The organism is Pseudomonas helleri (assembly GCF_001043025.1).
Taxonomy (GTDB): Bacteria; Pseudomonadota; Gammaproteobacteria; order Pseudomonadales; family Pseudomonadaceae; genus Aquipseudomonas; species Aquipseudomonas helleri.
Window position 1 is genome coordinate 361,613 of record NZ_JYLD01000003.1, and the last position, 17,944, is coordinate 379,556.

Sequence of the window (17,944 nt, forward strand, 5' to 3'; positions counted from 1 at the left end):
TGAACCTTTGAGTCGCGAGGCCGTCACAACTCACACGAGCACGCTAGATAAGGGAAGCATTATGCAAACTGAAGTCTTTTCCGATAAAAACATCGCTGTTGACGCACGCACCCAGAATTGGGTGACAGCTACAGTTGAAGTTACGCTCGAGCGTTACTTGTTAGACCTGACTCGAGTCATCGTGCATGTCACCGATGAGAATGGCGGCAAGTCCGGTCCAAAAGACAAACGCTGCAAAATGGAGGCTCGTCCAAAAGGTCACCAACCGATTCTGGTATCCCACGACGCTAATGAACTGACACTCGCCGTTGAAGGCGCTGCGACCAAACTGCAGCACGCTCTGGAGCATTTGTTCGGCAAGCTAAAGAGTAAACCCACTGCAAAACTGCCCGTTGAGGGGTTCGGAGAGAAAGAGCACAAAACCAGTGCTGACGCTTTGCTCGAAGAAGAATTCCTGGAAAAAGAACAGGCCGCACTCAACAGCTGATTCAGCGCCAAGGGCGCACTAAAAAAGGGCGGGCTTACTTCGGTAAGCCCGCCCTTTTTTGTGGTGCAAAAACGCCAGATTACAATTCGCCCTTCTCCACCTCCGGGTGCTCGCCAGAACCGGCGCCGGTCTTGCGATGCGGGTTTTCGATCTTCACTGACGGGAACTGCGAGGACGCATAGCGCACCACCAGAATCGCAAACGCCAGCAGCAGAATCGCCCCGGTCAGGTACACCACGCCCATGTCTGGCGGGTTGTGGTGCGAGACGTTGGAAATCAGCAGACGGGTCAGCGCCGTGATCGCCACGTAAATCAGGAAGCGCACGGGCATGTGGTTGGTCTTGAAATAAATCCCGACCATCGCCCCCAGTTCCAGGTAGATAAACAGCAGCAGAATGTCGTCGATGCTGATGTTGCCCTTCTCCACCATCTGCAGAAATTCCATCACCGCCGCCCAGGCAGTGACTGCACCAATGGCGAACAAGGCCAGGTAGTGGAAGGTTTCAACGAACAAATTGCCCATCGATTCGGCCAGCTCATGGACCCGGCGACGTAGCTTCTCAGCTTTGTTTACTCTCACGATGCAGCTCCTTGAGTCGATTAAAACGGATCATCCGCGATGAACGTGACGCTTTCTGCATGCAGAAAAAAGGCCAGTCACCGCCAGTGAGATGATGGCCAGCCGCGATTAGACACGTCCTCTGCCATTTGCAGCTAGAGTCAAAAAGTCGCTAGTCAAAGGGCGGTGATTGGCTTATGCTTTTTGCTGTATAAAAACACAGTATTCGTAAGACAACTTATCGTGAAGGCATATGAGGTGGTAAATGGCCGTCGAAGTGGTATACCGCAGCAGCCGAGATCTGGAGCGTTTGTTCATGGATAAAGCCGAAGCTGACCGTCATGACAAAATGCTCGAGCTGGCCGAGCTGCTGGCTGAAGTGTTGCAAAAGGCTGTGCCGTCGCTGAACGAGCAGCAAGTTGAAGAAGCCGGCATCTACATGGCGAAGAACCGCGATGTGTTCGCCAAGGCCTTCAAGAGCCAGCCCGACGCGCTGTCCGAGCTGCTGGTCGAGAGCGAGTAATCAGTCGCGCCCTCGCTTGACTCTCCCCTTTGGGGCAACGTTTACCTTGAAAGGCCTTCTTTCAGGTGAGTGTAGCGATGAGCAAGCGTGTACTGATCATTCTGGGGCATCCCTCGACCGACAGTTTCTGTGGCGCGATAGCAAATAATTATTTCGAGGCAGCAACGCACGCTGGTCACGAGGTGCGCATAGTACAACTGGGTGCTCTGAACTTTGACCCGGTGCTGCACGAAGGTTACAACCAGATCCAGACACTGGAACAAGACCTGCTCGATGCCCAGGCAGACATCATGTGGGCCGAACATCTGGTGTTTGTGTTTCCACTGTGGTGGGGCGGCGTTCCGGCTTTGCTCAAAGGCTTTATCGACCGCACCTTCCTGCCAGGCTTTGCCTTCAAGTACCGCCAGGGCAAAGTCTTCCCTGACAAATTGCTCAAAGGCCGCACCGCCCACCTGCTGGTCGCCATGGACACTGCACCGTGGTATTACAAATGGGTTTACTGGATGCCGGGGCTTCATCAAATGCGCAAGCACACTTTGGCGTTTTGCGGCATAAAACCGCTGACCACTTTGATGTTCGGCCCAGTGTTAACCTCGACCACAACTCAACGGCAAAGGTGGCTGCAACAGGCCATGACGCTTGCCCGTCGCTAATGCTCCGTCGGCCGACGCCTCTTTTAAGGACCTTTCATGTACATCGGCAAAGCGGCCCAATTGTCAGGCACGACCATAAAAAGCATTCGTCACTACGAAGCCATCGGCTTGTTGCCCTCCCCTCAACGTCAGGGCAAATACCGCATCTACTCCCAACACAGTGTTGAGTGGCTGAAGTTCATCAAGTGTGCACAGCAGTTGGGTTTCAAGCTTAAGGAAATGCTCACGATTGTCGAGAACCACCCAGGGCAACCCTTGCCGTGGGAGGTGGTCAGCAACGCCATCGAGGTAAAGAAAAATGCTGTGGCGAGGCAGATCGAAGCATTGCAACAGGTGCAGGCGCAGTTGGTTGAATTTGAAACCCGTTTCAAGGATGCCTCACAACCTGTGAATCCTGGCTGCGATCCTTAACCTGCAGAAAACCGGCCCGCTTTTAGTCCTGCCCATACAGCAGCTTCTGCGCCAATTCGTCCGAAACCCGGGCCGGTGAACGTTTTTCGGCCTGGGCGTGGGCGTAGATGCCGGTCAGACGTTTGCTGATTTGCAGCAAATGCTGATTGATGGTTTCTGGCTGCGCCCCTTGGTGGGTCAACGCCATGTAGATCAGCCCGCCCGAATTGATGACGTAATCGGGTGCATACAAAATGCCCCGACGCTCCAACTGGTCGGCCACTTGCAAGTTGGTCAGCTGATTGTTGGCGCATCCGGCCACAGCAGAGCAACGCAATTGGGCGACGCTGTGCCAGTTCAACACGCCACCCAAGCCGCACGGCGCCAGAATGTCACACGGCGTGCTGAGCAAGGCTTCGCAGGCCACCGGGTGGGCGCCCAACTGCTCCATGGCCAAGCGTACTTTGCCGGGGTCGGTGTCGCACACCAGCAGCTCGGCGCCAGCCGCGTGCAGTTGCTCGGCCAGGGCATAGCCGACTTTGCCCAAGCCTTGAATGGCAACGCGCAAGCCTTCGAGATTGTCACTGCCCAGCCGCGATGAGGCGGTGCTGCGGATGCCGGCAAACACGCCCATGGCCGTGTGCGCCGAAGGATCACCGGCGGCGGTGGTACTGGTGACGTGGCGAGTGTATTGGGCGATGCAGTCCATATCGGCAGTGGAGGTGCCGCTGTCGATGGCGGTGATGTAGCGGCCGTCGAGTTGCTCCACGCAGCGACCAAATGCTTCAAACAGCGCTGAACGGCTTTCAACATGAGGCGCGCGCATGATGACCGCTTTTGCCCCACCGACTGCCAGCCCGGCCAGCGCTGCTTTATAGCTCATGTCCTGGGCCAGACGGACCGCATCGCTGACGGCACTTTCGTCGTTGGGGTACGCCAGATAACGGCACCCACCCAACGCTGGCCCCAAGCGACTGCTGTGAATGGCAATCACGGCTTTAAGCCCTGTAACGGGATCAATACTGAGGTGCAGCGACTCCACATGAGCGCTTTGCATGAGAGCAAACATTAACCAGCCCTCGATCGGTGACAGGTAAACGCCAGTATAGGCCGTCGCAAAAAAGGCGTTGAAGTGAGCAGGAATAAGGTTCGAGGATTTGCGCTGGTTGCAGGTATATGGAGAACGTCCGGAACTGCCGCTCCGTGTTCGACGCGGCGCTGTCGCGCAGCAAACAGGACAGCGAATATCTTCAGCATCCCCCAATCGGTTCCCTCTCCTTCGGGAGAGGGCTAGGGTGAGGGGGTGCTCTTGATTTGAGTACATATCCATTGCTGCGGCAATGGCCTCTTAGATCAAAAGCCGATCAAGATCAAAAGATCGCGAGGCAAGCTCGCTCCTACAGGGATGTGGTTAACCGCCATCTGCGATCTTTTGATTGTGAAAGTTACCCGTTAAACGGGCGTATCCGGTTGCCGTGCCGGGTGCGCCTGGATAAAGGCCGGGTGCTGTTCGGCCAATGCCGCCACCCTCGCAATGCGTGGATAAGCCGTCAGCAACACGTTGAACCGTTGTGCCGCGTACACCTGCGGGATCAGGTACACGTCTGCCAGGCCCGGCTCCGGGCCAAAGCAATAGCCGCTGTCACCGATCATGTGTTCGATGGCCGCCAAACCCTGGCTGATCCAATGCTCGATCCACTGGCTTACCTGCTCTTCGTTCTGCCCCTGTTGGCGCAGTTGGTTGAGCACGCTGACGTTGTGCAGCGGGTGGATATCGCAGGCCACCAAAGCTGCAACGGCACGTTCGTGAGCGCGGGTGATCAGGTCTTCGGACAGTAATGGCCGCACCGGGTAGCGTTCTTCGAGGTATTCGATGATCGCCGGTGACTGGATCAATACGCTGCCGTCATCGGTGCGCAAGGCCGGTACGCGGCCCTGCGGGTTGATCGCCTGGTAAATGGGCTGGCGATGCTCGCCTTTGAGCAGGTTGATCGGCACGGCCTGGTAATCCAGGCCTTTGAGCGCCAAAGCGATGCGCACCCGGTACGACGAGGTCGAACGGTAGTAAGCAAAGAGTTCCATGGCTCGCTCCTCAGCGTGCAGCGACAACCTTGCCGCGGCATTCGCCGAAACCGATTGAGGCAAAACCTTCACGCTTGCAACGGGCGCGGAAGATGATTTCGTCGCCGTCCTCAAGGAATTTGCGCACTTCACCCGACGCCAGTTCAACCGGATGTTTACCGCCTTCGGTAATTTCCAGCAGGCTGCCCAGTTGCGAATGATCAGGGCCTGACAAGGTGCCCGAACCGAACAAGTCACCCGACTGCAATTGGCAACCGTTGACGCTGTGGTGGGCCACCAACTGCGCGGCGGTCCAGTACATGTTCAGGCTGTTGCTCAAGCCCAAACGCTGCGCAGGCAGGTTTTGCTCGCGCATCGATGCGGTCAACAGCAGCACTTCCAGTTCGATATCCAATGCACCATGGGCCTGATCGTGGGCATCCAGCAGATACGGCAGCGGCTGCGGATCACCTTGCGGGCGCGCAGGTTGTGCACGACGGAACGGTTCCAGGGCTTCGGCGGTCACCACCCATGGCGAGATGCTGGTGATAAAGCTTTTGGACAGGAACGGCCCCAGCGGCTGGTATTCCCACGCCTGAATGTCACGCGCCGACCAGTCGTTGAGCAGGCAGAAACCGGCAATGTGTTCGCTCGCCTCGCCGATCGCGATGGCATCGCCCATGTCGTTGCCCTGGCCGATCCAGATGCCCAACTCCAGTTCATAGTCCAGACGGGCGCAGGGGCCAAACACCGGTTCGGTCTGCCCGGCGGGCAAGGTTTGGCCTTTAGGACGGCGCACGTCGACGCCCGACGGGCGAATGGTCGAGGCACGGCCGTGGTAGCCGATTGGTACGTACTTGTAGTTGGGCAGTAACGGATTGTCGGGGCGGAACAGTTTGCCGACGTTTTTCGCGTGTTCAATGCCCACGTAGAAGTCGGTGTAATCACCGATTTTGGCGGGCAGGTGCAGTTCGCAATCAGCCGCCAGCGGTAGCAGTTTGGCGCCCTGGGCTTCGATCTTGCCGCGCAGGGTGCTGCCTTCGCCCAGCAGTTCCAACAACCGTTCACGCAAGGCCACGCGAGCGCTTTTGCCCAAGGCAAAGTAGGCGTTCAAGGCGCCGCCCAACGAGGCTTCTACGGCGACTTTGGCAGGCCCCTCGAACAAACCGGCAGCCAGTGCGGCTTCCAGGTCGAAGATGTGCTCGCCGATCGCAACGCCACTGCGCGGAGCTGAACCTTGAACGCTAAACACGCCCAGCGGCAGGTTTTGTAACGGGAAATCGCTGTGACCATTGGCGGAGGCGATCCAACTACGGGTTAAAGTGGACTGGGTCATGGTTATCTCCGGTTCGGGGTAAAGGTCGAGGGCAACGAAGCCCAGCAAGCGTCGTAATGGGGTTGCAGTTGCGGGCACTCGAGGGCGAATTGGCTCGGACGCAGCACCTGGCTGGTCTCAAACATAAAGGCCATGGTGTTGTCGATTTTGCTCGGTTGCAGATCGGCCGCAATGGCTTTGCTGCAGGTTTCGGCATCCGGGCCGTGGGCGCTCATGCAACTGTGCAGCGAAGCACCGCCGGGCAAGAAGCCTTCGGCCTTGGCGTCATAGCTGCCCTGGATCAGGCCCATGAATTCGTTCATCAAGTTGCGGTGGAACCACGGCGGCCGGAAGGTGTTTTCTGCCACCATCCAGCGCGGCGGGAAGATCACGAAGTCGAGGTTGGCCAAACCCGGCACGCTGGTCGGCGAGGTCAGCACGGTAAAGATCGACGGATCGGGATGATCGAAGCTGACGGTGCCGATGGTGTTGAAACGGCGCAGGTCATATTTGTACGGCACATTGTTGCCATGCCACGCGACCACGTTCAGCGGCGAGTGATCCAGCTCGCAAGCCCACAGTTCGCCGAGAAACTTTTGCACCAGGGTGACCGGCTGCTGCGAGTCTTCGTAGTGCGCGGTCGGGCTCAGGAAGTCACGCGGGTTGGCCAGGCCATTGCTGCCAATCGGCCCCAGATCGGGCAGGCGCAGCGGCGCGCCGTGGTTTTCTGCGATGTAGCCGCGGGCTTGTGCGTCGAGCAGTTCAACGCGGAACTTGAGCCCGCGCGGGATCACGGCAATTTCCAGAGGCTCCAGGTCCAGACGCCCCAACTCAGTGGCAATGCGCAAACGGCCCTGCTCCGGCACCAGCAGCAACTCGCCATCAGCATTGAAAAACACACGCTGCATCGAGGTGTTGGCGCGGTAGCTGTAGATGCTGATCCCGGCAGGTTTGTCCGGGCCAGCGTTGGCGACCATGCCGACCAGACCGTCGATAAAATCGGTGGGCTCGGCAGGAATCGGCAGCGGGTTCCAGCGCAGGCGGTTAGGCGTCACCGGCCCCAACGGGCCACCGGCCAATTGGCGCTCAAGCTTGGTAAAGGCCGGGTGATTGGCGGACGGCTTGATCCGGTACATCCAGGTGCGCCGCGACTCGCTGCGAGCCATGGTGAAGGCCGTGCCAGAGAGCAATTCGGCGTACAGGCCATAGGGGACTTTTTGCGGAGAGTTCTGCCCGACGGGCAACGCGCCCGGCAATGCTTCACTGCTGAATTCGTTGCCAAACCCGGATTGATACGCGAGGTCAGACAAAGACGAGTCGAGGTTCATGGAGCCTCCAGAGTGGAGAAAACAGTGGACTCACTCAACGCTGAACCGCGTGTGTGTCACTGCGTTATTTTTATCGTAATCGAATTACGCATAACGTAATTTGATTGGCAGTAAGCGTCAAGCTATAAAGACGCCCATTCATCCCGAGACCCGCGCCCCCATGCAAAAGCCTCCAAGCACCGCTGACAGCACCGGCAAACAGAAAGTGCGCTCTGCTGAAGTCGGCACTGACATCCTCAAGGCCTTGGCCGAGCTGCCGCCATCGACCTCGTTATCGCGTCTGGCCGAGCACGTGCAGATGCCGGCGAGCAAGGTCCATCGTTACTTACAGGCGCTGATTGCCAGCGGGTTTGCCGAGCAAAATACCGCCACCAACCATTACGCCCTGGGCCGCGAAGCATTGCGCGTGGGGTTGGCCGCGCTCAACAGCATGGATGTGCTCAAAGTCGCCGCCCTGCCGATGGCAGAGCTGCGTGATGACTTGAACGAAACCTGTTTTCTGGCCGTGTGGGGCAATCAGGGTGCGACCGTGGTGCACATCGAAGCCGCCGTTCGTGCGGTCACGGTGGTGACCAAGCTGGGTTCGGTGCTGCCGCTGCTCAGTTCATCCACCGGGCTGGTGTTCAACGCCTTTTTGCCTGACCGCGAAACCGCCGAATTGCGCGCGCTGGAACTTGCCACCGACCATGTGCACCCGCTGCAACCTGCCCAGGCTTATACCGCGATCAGCGAGCAGATCCGCACCCGTGGTCTGCATTTTGTGCACGGCCTGTTGATGCCTGGCGTCGATGCGCTGTCGGCGCCGGTGTTTGAAGCGACTGGCAAAGTGGCGGGCGTGCTGACCGTGGTTGGCCCCACGTCACTGTTCCATGCCGATGAACATGGTCCGGCCGCGCAGCGCTTGCTGGCGGCGGCCCACGCCGTCAGTTGGCTCATGGGCTACCAGCCCGGTTGATCACCGAACACTGAGGCCAATCAGATGCAGGCCTGCAAACTGTTGCCTAATTTGTAACAGAGCTTGTCGTAAACCGGCCTTACTCCCAGGCCGGCGAGCCCTTATTCTTGTCGCACTTACCGGGCACACCCGCCCGCCAGAGCATTGAGTCACAGTGATTCTGCTCTCACTGTTTACCCTGACGTTGATTTGCTGCTCCTTGATGAACGTCTTCTTTGGCCGCTGTTTTACAGCGGCCTTTTTTATGCCCGAGATTTAAGCCCTGATGCGGGATTTAAATCATCAGCATCAACAAGGGCGCGGCCAGCAGGTTGAGGATCCCGGTGAGGACCATGACCAAACCGGCCACCGAGCCTTCTTCGCTGCCCACTTCACGGGCACGGCTAACGCCCGCACCGTGAGCACCGACCGCAAACAGTGCACCGCGCGCCAGGCTGCTGCGCAACGGCAACCATTTGAGCAGGATGCCGCCCATCATGGCGCCAAACACGCCCGTGAACATCACGAACACGGCGGTGAGTTCCGGCACGCCGCCCAGGCTTTGCGCAACGGGCATGGCGAACGGCGTGGTAATGGAGCGCGGCACCAGCGACAAGGTCAGTGATGTGTCGAGTGCCAGCACTTTGGCCAGCCAGTACGAGCTGCCAATCGAGGCGACACTGCCCGCCATCATGCCGAGCAACAACGCCAGCCAATGCCGCGCCAGCAGCTTGCGTTGCTGCCAAATCGGTACGGCGAACGCGACGGTCACCGGGCCGAGCACCAGCATCAGCCAATGGGTATCACGGGAATATTCGGCGTAGGCGGTGTGTAGCGGCGCGGCCACTGCCAGCAACAAAGCAGGCACCAGAATCAGCGGCGACAGCAGATAGCGCCCGGTGCGCCGGTACAACCAGCGGCTCAGGCCATAAGTGCCCAGCGTGAGTACCAGCCAGAACATCGGCATCAGTTCAGCCCTCATGGCGCAGCTTCCAGCGGCACACGGCTTCTACGGTAAAGGCCGTGACAATCATCACCAACAGGGTGCTCACACCAATCACCAACAAAATGCGCCAGCCCTCATCACGCACCAAAGCACCGTGATCGAGCAGGCTCATCAAGGCGGGAATAAAGAACAACAGCATTTCGGCCATCAGCACACCGGCGCCCAGCTGCAAGGTGGCGGGCTTGACCCAGCCCAGGGCGAAGGCTAGCAGTAACAGGATCATGCCCATCACGCCGCCGGGGATCGGCACCTGCAACCACGCGGCGATCTGGCAGCCGACAAAATAGATGGCCAGCAATACGGCGATTTCACCGATCAGCCGACCCATACGTTTTACATCGAAGCGTTTCATAGTGGTTCCAGTGCAGACAGGCCTTCAGTTTAAAGATGCACCTTCCATACCTAAAACGAATTGTTAGACTGGCCTGCATTCCAGTCTGGAATCACATCATGGAATTCAAACAACTGCGCACCTTCGTTGAGGTGGTACGCCACGGCGGCTTTACCCAGGCCGCCCAACACCTGCACATCAGCCAATCGGCGGTGAGCAAACAAGTCGCACAACTGGAGCACAGCCTCAGCACGACGCTGTTTGACCGGTTCGGTTCGCACGTGCGCCTCACTGCAGCCGGACAGGTGGTGCTGCAACGCGCCGAAGGCATGCTGCGGTTGCACAATGAGTTATTGAGTGAGCTTGATGACTTGAGCCACCTGGAACGCGGCGAGTTGAAACTGGGTTTGCCGCTGCTAGGCGGTAATGCGCTGTTTGCCAACCTGTTTGCCGAGTACCGGCGTCGCTACCCGAATATTCAGGTGCAACTGCTCGAAGGTGGCAGTTTGAATATTGAACAGGCGGTGTTGAGCGGCGAACTGGAGTTGGGCGGCAGCCTGACGCCCAAAAACAATCAGGCGTTTTCCTGGCAGCCCTTTTGCGACGAGCCGCTGGACGCCTTGCTGCCGGCCAATCATCCGCTGGCAGAAGGCGGCAGCGTGCGCCTGGAGCAACTGGCCGAGACGCCGTTTTTGCTCTATCAACGCAGCTTTGTGCTTAACGATCGTGTAGTCCAGGCCTGCCAGCAAATGGGCTTTACCCCCAAGGAAGGCGGGCGCAGCGGCCAGTCAGACTTTTTGGTGGCGCTGGTGGCGGCCGGCCAAGGCGTGGTCTTGTTGCCCAGCGTGGTCGCACGCGAACTGGTGCGCCCCGACGTCATACGTTTAAAGCTGATTGCCCCCGACACCCTACGCTGGGACATCGCCTTTATCTGGCGCGAAGGCGCGTACTTGTCACGCGCAGCTCAAGCCTGGCTGGAGCTGCTGCGTGAGCGGTCGATTACTGGGTCAGTGCTTTGATGAAGTCTTCTACCCACGGCTCGGAGTCGCCTTCAGGGTTAACGGTTTCGCTGGCATCCAGGCGCAGCATCGGCTGGACTTCACGCAGGCCCAGCTCGGCAAACAGTTCAGTGAGCAGTTGGCCACCGCCGCAGTAGGTGTCGCCGTAGCTGGAGTCGCCCAACGCGATCACGGCACCCGGCAGACCGCGCCAGGCGGCGGGCAGCAGGTCACGGATCTCGCTGTACAACGGGGTCAGGTTATCAGGCAGCTCGCCCATGCCGGTGGTTGAGGTCACCGCCAAAAAAGCGTCCGGAGCAAAGGCCTGAATTTCGGCCAGCGTGGCGCGCGGGTTAAACAGCACCTCAAAACCGGCATCGGTCAGCAGTTGTTTGGCGTTGCGGGCGACTTCTTCTGCGGTGCCGTACACCGAGCCTGAAAGGATGGCGACTTTCATCAATCTGATCCTGTAACTGACTAAAAGGCAGGGATACTAACAGGTGACGCCATGCTTTCGGTGATAGCACGTAGACAGCTTGTCGCGATGTCCTAAAATGGCTCGAACTTAACTGACTTTTGGAGTGCTGCACCATGATCAACGCCCGTTTACTGCAGCGCATGGTGGACGCGTCCCAGGACGGTATTGTGGTGGCCGAGCAGGAAGGTGAAGACAACATCCTTATCTACGTCAATAAAGCGTTTGAGGCACTGACGGGCTACAGCAGCGACGACATCCTGTATCAGGACTGCCGCTTTTTACAGTCAGGCGACCGTGACCAGATTGGTTTGCACTTGATCCGCGAGGCCATCGCCAGCGGAGAGCCGACACGACAGGTGCTGCGTAATTACCGCAAAGATGGTTCGCACTTCTGGAACGAACTGTCGATCACACCGGTGTTCAACGACGCTGATCAGTTGACCTATTTTATTGGGGTGCAAAAGGATGTCACCCAACAGGTAAAAGCTCAGCAAAAAGCCGCTCAACTGGAGATCGAGTTGGCGGCAGTAAAAGCTGAACTGGAGGCGCTCAAAGCGGCCAACGGTGTTAGCGCGCCGCCGCTTGCTTAAGCTCAGCGTCCAGGCGCTGGTTCATCAAAGCGGTCTCGCTGCCCAGACAGGCAATCGATGAGCCAGCCAGCGCGTCTTGTGCCACATTGGCGGCCTCACCGGCCAGCGCCACTGAACAGTCCAGCGATTGCGCAAGGCGGATCAAGCGGCGCTGATGGGCTGCGCCCACTACCTGACGGGCGAACAGCACGACCGCACGAGGCTGAACCTGCTCACAAATCAGCGACAGCTCATCCAGCGGCTGGCCAACGGCCAATACCCTGATCAGCCGGTCATTGCGACTCAACAGCAAACCGGTCACCAGCAGTTCCAGCTCTGTGCACAACTCGGGCAGTCCCACCAGCAACACGCAATTGTGGGCGTCCATGGGTTGCAGGTGCAGGCGCTGCTGAACGCGGCCGCGCAAAAAGCGATCAAGCAGCAACCATTCGCTGGTGCGCCCAAACTCATCTTGCGCCTTGAGCAGTTGCTCCCAGAGCGGCATCAAGATGCTTTTGAACACGACTTCCAGCGGGTAACTGGAGAAAATCTGCCCGTACAGGCGATCCAGTTCAGCTTCGTTAAAGGCGCTGAGCGCAGCTTGAACACGCGCTTGCCACTGTTGGTATTCGTCAGCCAAAGCCTCTTTCGGCACGCTGACAGAGGCGGTCGGGCGTGCCAGCAATTCGGCCACTTTGCTGACCGCAACGCCGCGCTCAAGCCAGCCCATAACCTGACGCACTGCCTCAATATCGCTCATTGTGTACAAGCGATGCCCTGTTTCGGTGCGTGTCGGCTGGATCAAACCATAGCGCCGCTCCCACGCACGCAAGGTCACCGGGTTAATGCCGGTGAGCCGGGCGACTTCTCTGATCGGGTACAGGCCCGGCAGTTCTGGCTGACCTGCCGCGAGCGCAACGGGCTCAAGTTCAGTGATCACGGGCATGGTTAAGGCCTGTTACAAGAGTGAATGGAGGGATTCTACGCTTCATCTCCCTCGCTGTGGCGATCCCGTTGACTGCGTTCGGGAACAATCCTTGCTTGTTTTTTCCAGACACAGCCCACCACCCCGGCGCTGTGTTTTGTGATTGCCCTACCCGGGCAGCATCAGCCTCATGGAGATACACAATGTCTACCTCCCCTGTCACCTTGATGGTCGCGCGCCGTGTCGCGAAAGGCCGTTACCAGGAACTGATCGCCTGGCTGCACGAAGGCGAACAGTTAGCCACCGACTTTCCCGGTTACTTGGGTTCAGGCGTGCTGGCACCGCCCCCGAGCGACGATGAATTCCAGATCATTTTCCGCTTTGCCGACGAAGCCACCCTGCACGCGTGGGAACACTCCGTGTCGCGCAAGGCCTGGTTGCAGCGCGGCAGCCACCTGTTTGCCAACCCTTCAGAACATCGCGTCAGCGGCATCGATGGCTGGTTTGGCGCCGCCGGGCAGCGCCCACCTCGCTGGAAACAGGCCGTGGCCATCTGGTTGGCGTTCTTTCCGGTGTCGTTGTTGTTCAACTTTGCGCTAGGCCCATTGCTGGGCGAGTTGAGTTTGTTGCCACGGGTGTTTGTCAGCACCTTGGCACTGACGCCGCTAATGGTTTATCTGTTTATTCCGCTTTCGACCCATTTGCTCGCAGGCTGGCTGCACAGCACGCCCAACAAGCCCTTGCGCACAAACTCCCTCGCGCAACGCAGTTAACCGATCGCCCCGGGCTTGGCAGTCAGGTCGCGGACGCTGGTATAGTTTTGCCATTGCGCCGCGACTGTTTCCGGCTATTTCGCATCGAGCCCGTCATGCCCACGTCTTCTGCCCCGATCCTGATCACTGGTGCTGGCCAGCGCATTGGTTTGAACTGCGCCCGGCAACTGATGGCTGACGGTTATCCCGTCATCATCAGCTATCGCAGCGAAAAGCCCGGCGTGCAGGCGTTACGCGAGCTGGGCGCGACCACGTTGTATGCCGACTTTTCCAGTGAAGGCGGCATTCTCGACTTTATTGAGCGGCTTAAAGCCCACACCGACACGTTGCGGGCTATCGTCCATAACGCCTCAGCGTGGCTGGCAGAGACGCCTGGCACTGAAACCAGCGCTTTTACCCAGATGTTCAGCGTGCACATGCTCGCCCCGTATCTGATTAACCTGCATTGCAGCGAATTGTTGTTGCGCTCAAGCCCGGCCGACATCGTGCATATCAGCGATGACGTGACCCGCAAAGGCAGTAGCAAGCACATAGCCTATTGCGCCACCAAAGCCGGGCTCGACAGCCTCACGCTGTCATTCGCGGCTAAACTGGCGCCCCATATCAAAGTAAACGGCATCGCTCCGGCCTTGCTGATGTTCAACCCAGACGACGACGCGGCGTACCGCACCAACGCCCTGGCCAAGTCAGCCCTGGGCATTGAGCCCGGCGCCGGGGTGATTTACCAAAGCCTGCGCTACCTGCTGGATAACCCGTACGTGACCGGCACCACCTTGACCGTCAACGGCGGACGACACGTTAAGTAAGACGTCCGCGAGGAAGTATTTCATGAGCACATCATTGCCTGAGCATTACCGCGAGATCCTGGTCGGCCTCGGTGAAAACCCTGAGCGTGAAGGCCTGCTCGACACCCCGAAACGCGCCGCCAAGGCCATGCAGTATCTGTGTCACGGCTATGGCCAGAGCGTGGAAGACATCGTCAACGGCGCCCTGTTTGCCTCAGACAGCGATGAAATGGTGATCGTCGCTGACATCGAGCTTTACTCGTTGTGCGAGCACCACCTGCTGCCGTTCATTGGCAAGGCCCACGTGGCCTACATTCCGACCGGCAAAGTATTGGGGCTGTCGAAAGTCGCCCGCATCGTCGACATGTTTGCCCGTCGCCTGCAGATCCAGGAGAACCTCACCCGCGAAATCGCCGACGCCATTCAGAGCATTACCCAGGCGGCGGGCGTTGCCGTGGTGATTGAAGCCAAGCACATGTGCATGATGATGCGCGGTGTAGAAAAACAAAATTCGACCATGAACACCTCGGTCATGCTTGGCGCGTTTCGCGAGTCGAGCAGCACCCGCATGGAGTTCCTGCAATTGATTGGACGGAGCAAGTCGTAATGCCACAACTTCAGCCAGGAACGGCCCGCATCCGTGTCAAAGACCTGCGTCTGCGCACCTTTATCGGGATTAATGAAGACGAGATCCTCAATAAGCAGGATGTGTTGATCAACCTCACCATCCTGTATGCCGCGCAAGAAGCGGTACGGGATAACGACATCGATCACGCCCTGAATTACCGGACCATCACCAAGGCGGTGATTCAGCACGTCGAAGAGAACCGCTTCGCCCTGCTTGAGCGCCTGACCCAGGAACTGCTCGACCTGGTGATGAGCAACACCGCCGTGCAGTACGCCGAAGTCGAGGTCGACAAGCCCCACGCCCTGCGCTTTGCTGAATCGGTGTCGATTACGCTAGCGGCTTGCCGCTAAGCTACAGCCCACTGAACCCAGGTAAATTTTATGACGCCCCAAGAACAACTTGAACTTGAAGCTGCCGCCTTTCGCCGCCTTGTCGCGCATCTGGACAGCCGCAAAGACGTACAAAATATTGACCTGATGAACCTCTCGGGTTTTTGCCGTAACTGCCTGTCCAAGTGGTACAAGGCCGCGGCAGATGAGCGTCAGATCGAGGTCAGCCTCGATGACGCCCGTGAAGTGGTCTACGGCATGCCGTACGCCGAATGGAAAAACCTTTACCAGAAAGAAGCCAGCGCCGAACAAGTAGCGGCGTTCGCCAAAGGAAAACACGAATGACTGATTTGAACACCCTGCGCGCCAGCCTCAACAGCGGCGAACACGTATTTGCCGACACGCTTGCGTTTGTCGCCGCGCAGTACGATTACCAGCCGCAGGCTTTCAACAACGGCGGCGTCGAGAACGCGGCCGGGCAAAACGAAGGCTCGTGCAAGACCTTGGGCCTGGCCCTGCTCGAAGGGTTCAGCGATCAAGAAGCGCTGCTGGCGTTCGGCGAGCATTACCGCTCGGTACTGGCGACGCCAGAAGGCACCGACCACGGCAACATCCGCGCGCTGATCAGCCACGGCCTGGCCGGGGTTACATTCCAGACCCAGCCGCTGACGCGCAAGGCTTAAAAAGCCTTGTAGGAGCGAGCTTGCCTCGCGATCTTTTAAAAAATCAAAAGATCGCGATGCAAGCTCGCTCCTACAGGTTCTTTGCCCACAAAAAAACCGGCCGAAGCCGGTTTTTTAGGCGCTACGGATTACTTGAACTCAGCGTTTTGCAAGCCGTCCAGGTAACGCTCGGTGTCCAGTGCTGCCATGCAGCCGGCACCGGCCGAGGTGATGGCTTGACGGTAAACGTGGTCAGCCACGTCGCCTGCCGCAAACACGCCTTCGATGCTGGTCGCAGTGGCGTTGCCTTCACGGCCGCCCTTGACCACCATGTAGCCGTCTTTGAGTTCCAGCTGGCCTTCGAACAGCGAGGTGTTCGGGGTGTGGCCGATGGCGATGAACACGCCGTCTACTTTGATTTCGTCAAAGCTGCCGTCGTTGTTTTTCAGGCGGGCACCGGTCACGCCCATGTTGTCACCCAGCACTTCGTCCAGGGTGGCGTTCAATTTGAACTCGATCTTGCCTTCAGCTACGCGGGCGTTCAGCTTGTCGATCAGGATTTTCTCGGCGCGGAAGGTTTCGCGGCGGTGAACCAGGGTCACTTTGCTCGCGATGTTGGCCAGGTACAGGGCTTCTTCAACTGCCGTGTTACCGCCACCCACGACTGCCACCGGCTTGTTGCGGTAGAAGAAACCATCGCAGGTTGCACAGGCCGACACGCCCTTGCCCATAAAGGCTTCTTCAGACGGCAGGCCCAGATAACGGGCGCTGGCGCCGGTAGCGATGATCAGCGCATCGCAGGTGTAAGTGCCGCTGTCGCCGGTCAGGCTGAACGGTTTGTTTTTCAGATCAACGGCGTTGATGTGATCAAACACGATCTCGGTTTCAAAACGCTCGGCGTGTTCACGCATGCGCTCCATGAGGACCGGGCCGGTCAGGCCGTGTACATCGCCCGGCCAGTTGTCGACTTCGGTAGTGGTGGTCAGTTGACCGCCCGCCTGCATGCCCGTGATCAGCAGTGGTTTGAGGTTAGCCCGGGCAGCGTAAACAGCGGCGCTGTAACCGGCAGGGCCAGAACCCAGAATAATCACACGCGAATGACGTACTTCAGACATGACTCACTCCTATGGCCGCCCGTGAAGAAATAAGGGCGGAACGCCGCTTTACCGGCTGGAATAAAAAGAAACCGCTCACCTGCTCAGGCCAGGTCTGTCACCCGCAGGTCCTGAAAAATGTAGGTGCAGCGTATATAGGCCGCTGAGAGTAAGGAAATACGCATTAACAATCCAGCTCATAGCAGGTCTCTATGTGCTCAAATTCATCATTGGACGTCTTTGTTACAGTTATTGTCGAATCCGCCTCCAGGCTTTCGCCTCGCGCGCAAAGCCGTTAAGGTCGGCCGATTTTCCATTGCCCGGAGCCCACTATGCCCGCCCCTGTTCTATCTGGCCCGCAGTACCTGCGTGAAGGCCTGAAGCTGGTCCTGAGCCCAGGCCTGCGTTTATTTGTGCTGTTGCCGCTGCTGATCAACCTGGTGCTGTTTGTCGGGCTGATTTACTTCGCCGGGCATCAGTTCAGCCTGTGGGTCGACACATTGATGCCGACGCTGCCCAACTGGCTGAGTTTTCTCAACTACGTGTTATGGCCGCTGTTTGTGGTGTTGCTCATTCTGATGGTGTTTTTCACCTTCACCATGTTCGCCAACATCATCGCCGCGCCTTTTAACGGGTTTCTCTCGGAGAAAGTCGAAGCCGTGGTGCGCGGGGTCGATAACTCGCCGCCGTTCAGTTGGGGCGAACTGATCGCCATGGTGCCCCGCACACTGGCCCGTGAAATGCGCAAGCTGGGCTACTTTCTGCCCCGCGCGATTGCCTTGCTGATTTTGTCGTTTGTGCCCGTGATCAACCTGATTGCAGCACCGTTATGGCTGATTTTCGGGGTCTGGATGATGGCCATCCAGTACATCGACTACCCGGCCGACAACCACAAACTGGGCTGGAACGAGATGCTCGCCTGGCTGCGCCAGAAACGCTGGCAGAGCCTGAGCTTTGGCGGGGTGGTGTATCTGGTGCTGCTGGTACCCGTGGTCAACCTGCTGATGATGCCTGCCGCCGTGGCCGGGGCAACGCTGTTTTGGGTACGTGAGCGGGGCGAAGAAGCCCTGGCCGTGAAAAAGCCATGAAGGGATAAAAAACACGGCTCTCAGCGCT

The 17,944-nt window shown here is 58.4% G+C and carries 24 protein-coding genes; 14 read left to right on the top strand and 10 right to left on the bottom strand.

The genetic code is table 11. From position 1 onward, the window contains the following. Positions 1-61: 61 nt before the first annotated feature. Positions 62-487, top strand: coding sequence for an HPF/RaiA family ribosome-associated protein (locus TU84_RS07035; protein WP_048368279.1), 426 nt, complete (start codon positions 62-64; stop codon positions 485-487). 79 nt (positions 488-566) lie between these two features. Here TU84_RS07035 and TU84_RS07040 read toward each other — a convergent pair whose 3' ends face one another. After that, on the bottom strand, positions 567-1,067 hold the full coding sequence (locus TU84_RS07040; RefSeq protein WP_019410844.1) for a phosphate-starvation-inducible protein PsiE: 501 nt from the start codon (positions 1,065-1,067) through the stop codon (positions 567-569). Positions 1,068-1,311: 244 nt separating this feature from the next. Here TU84_RS07040 and TU84_RS07045 point away from each other — a divergent pair, with 244 nt between their 5' ends. From TU84_RS07045 to TU84_RS07055, 3 genes are all read left to right on the top strand, one after another. Next, entirely contained in the window at positions 1,312-1,569 is a 258-nt protein-coding gene (locus TU84_RS07045; RefSeq protein ID WP_048368282.1) for a YebG family protein, read from the top strand. A gap of 77 nt (positions 1,570-1,646) precedes the next feature. Continuing rightward, entirely contained in the window at positions 1,647-2,222 is a 576-nt protein-coding gene (locus TU84_RS07050; RefSeq protein ID WP_048368284.1) for an NAD(P)H-dependent oxidoreductase, read from the top strand. Positions 2,223-2,258: 36 nt separating this feature from the next. Next, complete coding sequence (locus TU84_RS07055; protein ID WP_048368286.1) at positions 2,259-2,633, top strand: MerR family transcriptional regulator; 375 nt, start codon at positions 2,259-2,261, stop codon at positions 2,631-2,633. A gap of 22 nt (positions 2,634-2,655) precedes the next feature. On the opposite strand, the gene TU84_RS07060 is transcribed toward TU84_RS07055, so the two are convergent. The 4 genes from TU84_RS07060 to hmgA form a co-directional block, all read right to left on the bottom strand. Then, the gene (locus TU84_RS07060) at positions 2,656-3,681 is read right to left on the bottom strand and encodes a Leu/Phe/Val dehydrogenase (RefSeq protein WP_048368288.1); all 1,026 of its coding nucleotides are present in this window, start codon (positions 3,679-3,681) and stop codon (positions 2,656-2,658) included. 383 nt (positions 3,682-4,064) lie between these two features. Further along, positions 4,065-4,694 carry a maleylacetoacetate isomerase gene (gene maiA / locus TU84_RS07065; RefSeq protein WP_048368289.1) on the bottom strand — a complete coding sequence of 210 codons (630 nt, stop codon included), beginning with the start codon at positions 4,692-4,694 and terminating at the stop codon, positions 4,065-4,067. A 10-nt stretch (positions 4,695-4,704) separates the two neighbouring features. Then, complete coding sequence (gene fahA / locus TU84_RS07070; protein WP_048368292.1) at positions 4,705-6,009, bottom strand: fumarylacetoacetase; 1,305 nt, start codon at positions 6,007-6,009, stop codon at positions 4,705-4,707. A 2-nt stretch (positions 6,010-6,011) separates the two neighbouring features. Then, entirely contained in the window at positions 6,012-7,316 is a 1,305-nt protein-coding gene (hmgA, locus tag TU84_RS07075; protein ID WP_048368294.1) for a homogentisate 1,2-dioxygenase, read from the bottom strand. 160 nt (positions 7,317-7,476) lie between these two features. Between hmgA and TU84_RS07080 the strand changes: the two genes are divergently transcribed. Beyond that, positions 7,477-8,271: an IclR family transcriptional regulator gene (locus tag TU84_RS07080; RefSeq protein ID WP_048368296.1), complete on the top strand. Its 795-nt coding sequence runs from the start codon at positions 7,477-7,479 to the stop codon at positions 8,269-8,271. A gap of 274 nt (positions 8,272-8,545) precedes the next feature. On the opposite strand, the gene TU84_RS07085 is transcribed toward TU84_RS07080, so the two are convergent. Together TU84_RS07085 and TU84_RS07090 are read right to left on the bottom strand one after the other, a co-directional pair. After that, entirely contained in the window at positions 8,546-9,232 is a 687-nt protein-coding gene (locus TU84_RS07085) for an LrgB family protein (protein ID WP_048368298.1), read from the bottom strand. After that, positions 9,222-9,608 carry a CidA/LrgA family protein gene (locus tag TU84_RS07090; RefSeq protein ID WP_048368300.1) on the bottom strand — a complete coding sequence of 129 codons (387 nt, stop codon included), beginning with the start codon at positions 9,606-9,608 and terminating at the stop codon, positions 9,222-9,224. Before TU84_RS07090 ends, TU84_RS07085 begins: the two co-directional genes overlap by 11 nt. A gap of 98 nt (positions 9,609-9,706) precedes the next feature. Here TU84_RS07090 and TU84_RS07095 point away from each other — a divergent pair, with 98 nt between their 5' ends. Then, positions 9,707-10,606, top strand: a complete 900-nt coding sequence (locus TU84_RS07095; RefSeq protein ID WP_048368302.1) for a LysR family transcriptional regulator — start codon at positions 9,707-9,709, stop codon at positions 10,604-10,606. Here the strand turns inward: TU84_RS07095 and TU84_RS07100 are convergent. Beyond that, positions 10,587-11,042 carry a flavodoxin gene (locus tag TU84_RS07100; RefSeq protein WP_048368304.1) on the bottom strand — a complete coding sequence of 152 codons (456 nt, stop codon included), beginning with the start codon at positions 11,040-11,042 and terminating at the stop codon, positions 10,587-10,589. The two genes, TU84_RS07095 and TU84_RS07100, sit on opposite strands and share 20 nt — an antisense overlap. 134 nt (positions 11,043-11,176) lie before the next feature. Here TU84_RS07100 and TU84_RS07105 point away from each other — a divergent pair, with 134 nt between their 5' ends. Next, on the top strand, positions 11,177-11,653 hold the full coding sequence (locus TU84_RS07105; RefSeq protein ID WP_048368306.1) for a PAS domain S-box protein: 477 nt from the start codon (positions 11,177-11,179) through the stop codon (positions 11,651-11,653). Here TU84_RS07105 and TU84_RS07110 read toward each other — a convergent pair. After that, entirely contained in the window at positions 11,631-12,578 is a 948-nt protein-coding gene (locus tag TU84_RS07110; protein ID WP_048368307.1) for a MerR family transcriptional regulator, read from the bottom strand. The genes TU84_RS07105 and TU84_RS07110 overlap by 23 nt on opposite strands. Before the next feature lie 182 nt (positions 12,579-12,760). Here TU84_RS07110 and TU84_RS07115 point away from each other — a divergent pair, with 182 nt between their 5' ends. From TU84_RS07115 to TU84_RS07140, 6 genes are all read left to right on the top strand, one after another. Further along, positions 12,761-13,330 carry an antibiotic biosynthesis monooxygenase gene (locus TU84_RS07115; protein ID WP_048368308.1) on the top strand — a complete coding sequence of 190 codons (570 nt, stop codon included), beginning with the start codon at positions 12,761-12,763 and terminating at the stop codon, positions 13,328-13,330. A gap of 95 nt (positions 13,331-13,425) precedes the next feature. Next, the gene (gene folM, locus TU84_RS07120) at positions 13,426-14,136 is read left to right on the top strand and encodes a dihydromonapterin reductase (protein WP_048368309.1); all 711 of its coding nucleotides are present in this window, start codon (positions 13,426-13,428) and stop codon (positions 14,134-14,136) included. 22 nt (positions 14,137-14,158) lie between these two features. Then, positions 14,159-14,722, top strand: a complete 564-nt coding sequence (gene folE, locus TU84_RS07125; protein ID WP_048368311.1) for a GTP cyclohydrolase I FolE — start codon at positions 14,159-14,161, stop codon at positions 14,720-14,722. Next, positions 14,722-15,093, top strand: a complete 372-nt coding sequence (folX, locus tag TU84_RS07130; protein WP_048368312.1) for a dihydroneopterin triphosphate 2'-epimerase — start codon at positions 14,722-14,724, stop codon at positions 15,091-15,093. The genes folE and folX overlap by 1 nt, the downstream gene beginning before the upstream one ends. A 30-nt stretch (positions 15,094-15,123) precedes the next feature. After that, the gene (locus TU84_RS07135) at positions 15,124-15,417 is read left to right on the top strand and encodes a DUF1244 domain-containing protein (protein WP_048368313.1); all 294 of its coding nucleotides are present in this window, start codon (positions 15,124-15,126) and stop codon (positions 15,415-15,417) included. After that, on the top strand, positions 15,414-15,755 hold the full coding sequence (locus TU84_RS07140) for a HopJ type III effector protein (protein WP_048368314.1): 342 nt from the start codon (positions 15,414-15,416) through the stop codon (positions 15,753-15,755). The genes TU84_RS07135 and TU84_RS07140 overlap by 4 nt, the downstream gene beginning before the upstream one ends. Positions 15,756-15,883: 128 nt before the next feature. On the opposite strand, the gene trxB is transcribed toward TU84_RS07140, so the two are convergent. Next, complete coding sequence (gene trxB / locus TU84_RS07145; protein WP_048368315.1) at positions 15,884-16,849, bottom strand: thioredoxin-disulfide reductase; 966 nt, start codon at positions 16,847-16,849, stop codon at positions 15,884-15,886. A gap of 311 nt (positions 16,850-17,160) precedes the next feature. Between trxB and cysZ the strand changes: the two genes are divergently transcribed. Beyond that, positions 17,161-17,916: a sulfate transporter CysZ gene (gene cysZ / locus TU84_RS07150; protein WP_048368316.1), complete on the top strand. Its 756-nt coding sequence runs from the start codon at positions 17,161-17,163 to the stop codon at positions 17,914-17,916. Positions 17,917-17,944 lie beyond the last annotated feature (28 nt).